Raw genomic sequence first — 5,128 nt, forward strand, 5'->3', positions numbered from 1 at the left:
CGGCTGGCAGACCTGGACAACCGTCTCCTGCCCCGTCACCGGCGCGACCGGCACCCACGACCTGTACCTCAGGTTCACCGGCGGCAGCGGCTACCTGTTCAACCTGAACTGGTGGCAGTTCACCGGCAACGATGGGCCGACCACCAGCCCCTCACCCACGCCTCCGACCTCCCCCTCACCCACGCCCCCCGCTTCGCCGTCACCGTCACCGTCACCCAGCCCGACGATCACGCCCACGCCGAACGGCGGCGCCTGCGACGCGACCTACCGCACCACCAACACCTGGTCCGGCGGCTACCAGGGCGAGATCACGGTGACAGCCGGCAACGCGCCCATCAACGGCTGGACCGTCAAGTGGACTCTGAGCAACGGCCAGACCATCAGCCAGGTCTGGAACGGCACGGTGAGCACCGCCGGCTCGGCCGTGTCGGTGACCAACGCCTCCTACAACGGCTCACTCCAGCCGTCCGCCTCGACGACGTTCGGCTTCCTCGCCGGCGGCACCCCGTCGGCATGGTCCCTCACCTGCACCGCCGCCTGAGGACGACGGCGTTGCGCCTCCGGCAAGCAGCTGCAGGTCTACGGCACCAAGTGCCTCGACGCCTACGGGCAGGGCACGAGCAACGGCACCCAGGTGATCATCTGGGACTGCAACGGCGGAACCAACCAGCAGTGGAGCAGGCGCAGCTGACCCGGCGGTGAAACGAGGACGCGCTGCCGCAGGGCTCGGGGCCTGCGGCGGCGCGCCTCCAGCACGGCGGCAGCACGTCACGCGACGTCGATGCCCGAGTCCCCGGCACCCGGCCGTGGGCGCCCCTGACGGCGCCCGCTCTCGGCCGGTCTGTCGCCATGTCCGTTTCGCCCTACCTCATCGAAAGGACCCCATGAGTCGGCGAAAAGAAAGCATGGCGCGCGTCGCCATGAGTGTGGTGGTCGCGCTCCTGTCGGTCGCGATGTCCCTGGTGGCCGTGTCGCCGGCGCGTGCGGCGGTCGGAATCACGATCAACGGTGGTTCCGGCGGCCGTACCTTTGACGGTGTCGGCGCGATCAGCGGCGGCGGAGGCAACAGCCGCCTGCTGGTCGACTACCCCGAGCCGCAGCGCAGCCAGATCCTCGACTACCTGTTCAAGCCGGGGTACGGCGCCTCGATGCAGATCCTGAAGGTCGAGATCGGCGGTGACACCAACTCCACCGACGGGGCCGAGCCGAGCCACCGGCACACCTCCGGCGACCTCGACTGCAACCGGGGTTATGAGTGGTGGTTGATGGAGCAGGCCAAGGCCCGTAACCCCAACATCAAGCTGGTCGGTCTGGCCTGGGGCGCCCCGGGCTGGCTGGGCAACGGCAACTTCTGGTCGCAGGACACCATCAACTACCTGGTCGACTGGCTGGGCTGCGCCAAGAACAGCCACAACCTGACCATCGACTACCTGGGCGGCTGGAACGAGAAGGGCCGCGACCTCAACTGGTACGTCAACCTCAACACAGCGCTCGACTCCCGGGGCTTCGGCAACGTGAAGATCGTCGCCTCCGACGACTGGGGCTTCGGGGTCGCCGACGACGCCGCGAACAACACCGCCTTCCGCAACGCGGTCGACGTGTTCGGGTCGCACTACGTCTGCGGCTACCGCGGACCGCAGCAGAACTGTCCAAGCTCCACCACCGCGATCAACTCCGGCAAGGTGCTGTGGGCCAGTGAGAACGGCTCCGACGACTACAACGACGGGGCCAAGGCGATGGCCCGGGGCATCAACCGGGACTACATCGACGGGAAGATGACGGCCTACATCAACTGGCCGGTCATCGCCGCCATCGCCCCGAACCTGCCCTTCGCCACGATGGGCGTGGCGGTCGCGCCGCAGCCCTGGTCCGGTTACTACGCCATCGGCAAGAGCGCCTGGGTGATGGGCCACACCACGCAGTTCACCGCCCCCGGCTGGAAGTACCTGGACTCCTCCAGCGGCTACATCGGAGGCAACCGCAACAACGGCAGCTACGTGTCGCTGAAGTCCCCGAGCAGCTCCGACTACAGCACGATCATCGAGACGATGGACGCCACCGGCGCCCAGACGCTCAACTTCAACGTGACCGGCGGGCTGTCGACCGGGCAGGTGCACGTGTGGGCGACCAACCTCAATTCGGGGAACTCCGCCGACTACTTCGTCCACTCCAGCGACATCACCCCGTCCAACGGCGCCTTCTCGCTGACGGTCCAGCCGGGGTACGTGTACTCGATCACGACCACGACCGGCCAGGGCAAGGGCACCGCGACCAGCCCGGCCCGGGGCACGATGGCGCTGCCGTACTCCGACGACTTCGACTCCTACGCCGTGGGCCGCGAGGCGAAGTACCTCTCGGACATGCAGGGTTCGTTCGAGGTCGTGGGCTGCGGCGGCGGCCGGTCCGGCCGGTGCGTGCGCCAGATGGCCCCGCGCCAGCCGATCCTGTGGACCGGTGGTTCCCACCCGTACGCCCTGCTGGGTGACCTGAGCTGGAGCAACTACACCGTCTCCGCGGATGTGCTGCTGGAGCAGAGCGGTTATGCCGAGCTGATCGGCCGGGCGGGCGCCCAGCACTCCTTCGGCCCCGAGGGACTGAACGCCTACTACCTGCGGGTGACCGACGGCGGCGCCTGGCAGATCATCCGCAACAACGTCGACAACGCGATGACGACGATCCGCAGCGGGAGCGTCGCCGGGCTCGGCACCGGCCGCTGGCACACCCTGGCGCTGAGCTTTTCCGGCAGCACGATCACCGCGAGCATCGACGGGTCGCAGGTGGCCTCGGTCACCGACGGCACCTGGGGCGCCGGCCAGATCGGCGTCGGCACCAGCACGACCGAGACGGCGCAGTTCGACAACCTCACGATCACGCCGGGCCAGGGCGGTCCCAGCAACGGCAACGTGCTGCGCGGCCTGGCCAGCGGCCGGTGCGTGGACGTGCCGAACCAGTCGCAGACCAACGGCACCCAGGTGGCGCTGTGGGACTGCAACGGCGGCGCGAACCAGCAGTGGACCTACACCTCCGGCAAGCAGCTCCAGGTGTACGGCAGCAAGTGCCTCGAGGCGGGCACCGGCAACGGCTCCGCGGCCGTCATCAACAGCTGCTCCGGCGGTGCCGGCCAGCAGTGGAACGTGAACGCCGACGGCACCGTCACCGGTGTCCAGTCCGGGCTGTGCCTGGACGCCAACAGCGGCGGCACCGCCAACGGCACGAAGATCATTGTGTGGTCCTGCAACGGCGGCGGCAACCAGCAGTGGAGCCGCAACTGAGATGACACGGTCGCCCATGGCGGCGGCCCCCGACCCCACCGGTACGACCTGTCGCCACGCCCGCGGACCACTGTGGTGGTCCGCGGGCCGGGCAACGAGTCCTGTCGATCCACCTGACCACGACCGGTGTCCGTAACCGACGCAGAAGTCAGGAATGCGCGGCCCGGGATCCGGGCCGCGCATTCCTAGACGAACCTTTTCACCCGCGACCGCACCGCTTCCCGAATCGCTCGTGGAGCAGGCGCCGCCCCGGTCCTTCGATCAGGGCTTGATCGCGACTCCGCCGTAGGCCCAGGCGTGACCGCCGCCCGGGATGTGTTCCTGGTGCTCCTTGTCGTCCGGCCGCCACTTCACCACCTCGACCACGCCCGGATCGACCACGTGCCAGCCCTCGAAGAACCGCACCACGTCGGCGTGCGTACGGGGGACCATGGGCGCGGTGCTCTTGTCGTAGGGCTTGGTGAAGTCCTCCTCGCGCAGCCGGGGCGCGAAGTCGAGGGTGATGTGCGACAGCAGCAGCCGGCTGCCCGCGGGGACGGCGGCCTTGATGTGCTCCACCGTGCCGTACGGATCCTCCTCGTCGGTGACGAAGTGCAGGACGCCGGCCAGGATGACGGCGACCGGACGCGTGAAGTCGATCACGGCCAGGACCTCGGGGTGGGACAGGATCACCTCCGGTTGCCGGAGGTCGGCCTCGATCACCGTGGTCATCCCCGTGCCGGTCAGCAGAGCGCGGCCGTGGACCAGGACGATCGGGTCGTTGTCCACGTAGACCACCCGCGCGCCGGGGTCGATCTCCTGCGCGATCTCGTGGGTGTTGCCCTGGGTGGGGATGCCGGTGCCGATGTCGAGGAACTGCGAGACACCCGCCTCGGCGAGGTGGCGCACCGCCCGGCGGAGGAAGGCACGGTGGGCGCGGACGCCCTCACGAGTGCCGGGAGACAGCTTGACCAGCTCCTCGGCCGCCTCACGGTCGGACGCGAAGTTGTCCTTGCCGCCCAGCAGATAGTCGTACACCCGAGCCGGGTGCGCCACCGCGGTGTTGATCCGCGCGGCGGCCGCGGCCCGGGCCTCTGTCAGATCGGCCACCAGCGCTCCTGGTCCTCTCTCGGTTCCATCGAACATCCTTCACTGGGGCAATGACCGCTGTGATGGTGCCGCATCTCTCCGTGATCTTTCCGTGCTCGGAGAAGGCTACGCCACACTGCAGGTCACGCCGTTGAGGGTGAACGCGGTCGGTTTGCCGGCGTTGCCGGTGTGGGTGGCCTGGAAGCCGATATCAGTGGACGCTCCAGGGGCCAGCGAGCCGTTGTAGCTGACGTTCTTCGCGGTGACCTGTCCGCTGGTGGGGGAGTAGGTGGCGTTCCATCCGTTGGTGATGGTCTGCCCGCTGGGGAGGGTGAAGACCAGCGACCAGCCGTCGACGGCCGAGGAGCCGGTGTTGGTGATGGTGAAGTTCTCGGTCAGACCGTTGTTCCAGGCGTTCACGGTGGCGCTGACCCGGCAGGGGCCCGAACCCGCGGTCGGCGACGGGGACGGCGACGGCGTGCTGCTCGGCGACGAGCTGGGCGAGGGTGTGGGGGAGGGGGTGGACGATGGGGTCGCCGACGGGGTGGGTGAGGGGGACGTCGTTGTGGTGCTGTCGAGGCCGAGGAAGGAGATGGCGTAGGCGAGCTGGCCGCTCATCGGCAGTTGGTGGCCGACGCCGGAGATGCTGATGCCTTCGACGGTGGCCTGGGTGCCGGTGTTGCCGTAGCGGGTGCGGGTCCACGACGACTGCGGGTGGTCGGTGAAGGAGGGGGTCTGGCTCAGCCCGTTCAGGTTGGTCCACTGCTTGATCTCCTCGCCGAAGTTCG

The 5,128-nt window shown here is 68.8% G+C and carries 5 protein-coding genes; 3 read left to right on the top strand and 2 right to left on the bottom strand.

Features of this window, described 5'->3' with window-relative positions; translation table 11 throughout:
* The 3 genes from FH610_RS42450 to FH610_RS42460 all read left to right on the top strand — a co-directional run.
* Positions 1-541, top strand: a 541-nt coding sequence (locus FH610_RS42450; RefSeq protein ID WP_139580902.1) for a cellulose binding domain-containing protein, incomplete at its 5' end; no start/stop codon positions are given.
* Positions 542-571: 30 nt separating this feature from the next.
* Positions 572-691 carry an RICIN domain-containing protein gene (locus FH610_RS42455; protein WP_205826469.1) on the top strand — a complete coding sequence of 40 codons (120 nt, stop codon included), beginning with the start codon at positions 572-574 and terminating at the stop codon, positions 689-691.
* A gap of 229 nt (positions 692-920) precedes the next feature.
* Complete coding sequence (locus FH610_RS42460; protein ID WP_205826467.1) at positions 921-3,272, top strand: ricin-type beta-trefoil lectin domain protein; 2,352 nt, start codon at positions 921-923, stop codon at positions 3,270-3,272.
* Between the two features lie 261 nt (positions 3,273-3,533).
* Here the strand turns inward: FH610_RS42460 and FH610_RS42465 are convergent, their stop codons facing one another.
* Positions 3,534-4,361: an SAM-dependent methyltransferase gene (locus tag FH610_RS42465; RefSeq protein WP_161628218.1), complete on the bottom strand. Its 828-nt coding sequence runs from the start codon at positions 4,359-4,361 to the stop codon at positions 3,534-3,536.
* Between the two features lie 105 nt (positions 4,362-4,466).
* On the bottom strand, positions 4,467-5,128 hold a 662-nt coding region (locus FH610_RS42470; RefSeq protein ID WP_205826468.1), incomplete at its 5' end, for a cellulose-binding domain-containing protein.

Origin of the sequence: Microbispora catharanthi (assembly GCF_006334915.2) — a bacterium.
Lineage (GTDB): Bacteria > Actinomycetota > Actinomycetes > Streptosporangiales > Streptosporangiaceae > Microbispora > Microbispora catharanthi.

What these genes read in the sequence shown, in the direction of transcription:
- FH610_RS42460 (WP_205826467.1), top strand. Translation starts at nt 921, where the DNA reads ATGAGTGTGGTGGTCGCGCTCCTGTCGGTCGCGATGTCCCTGGTGGCC.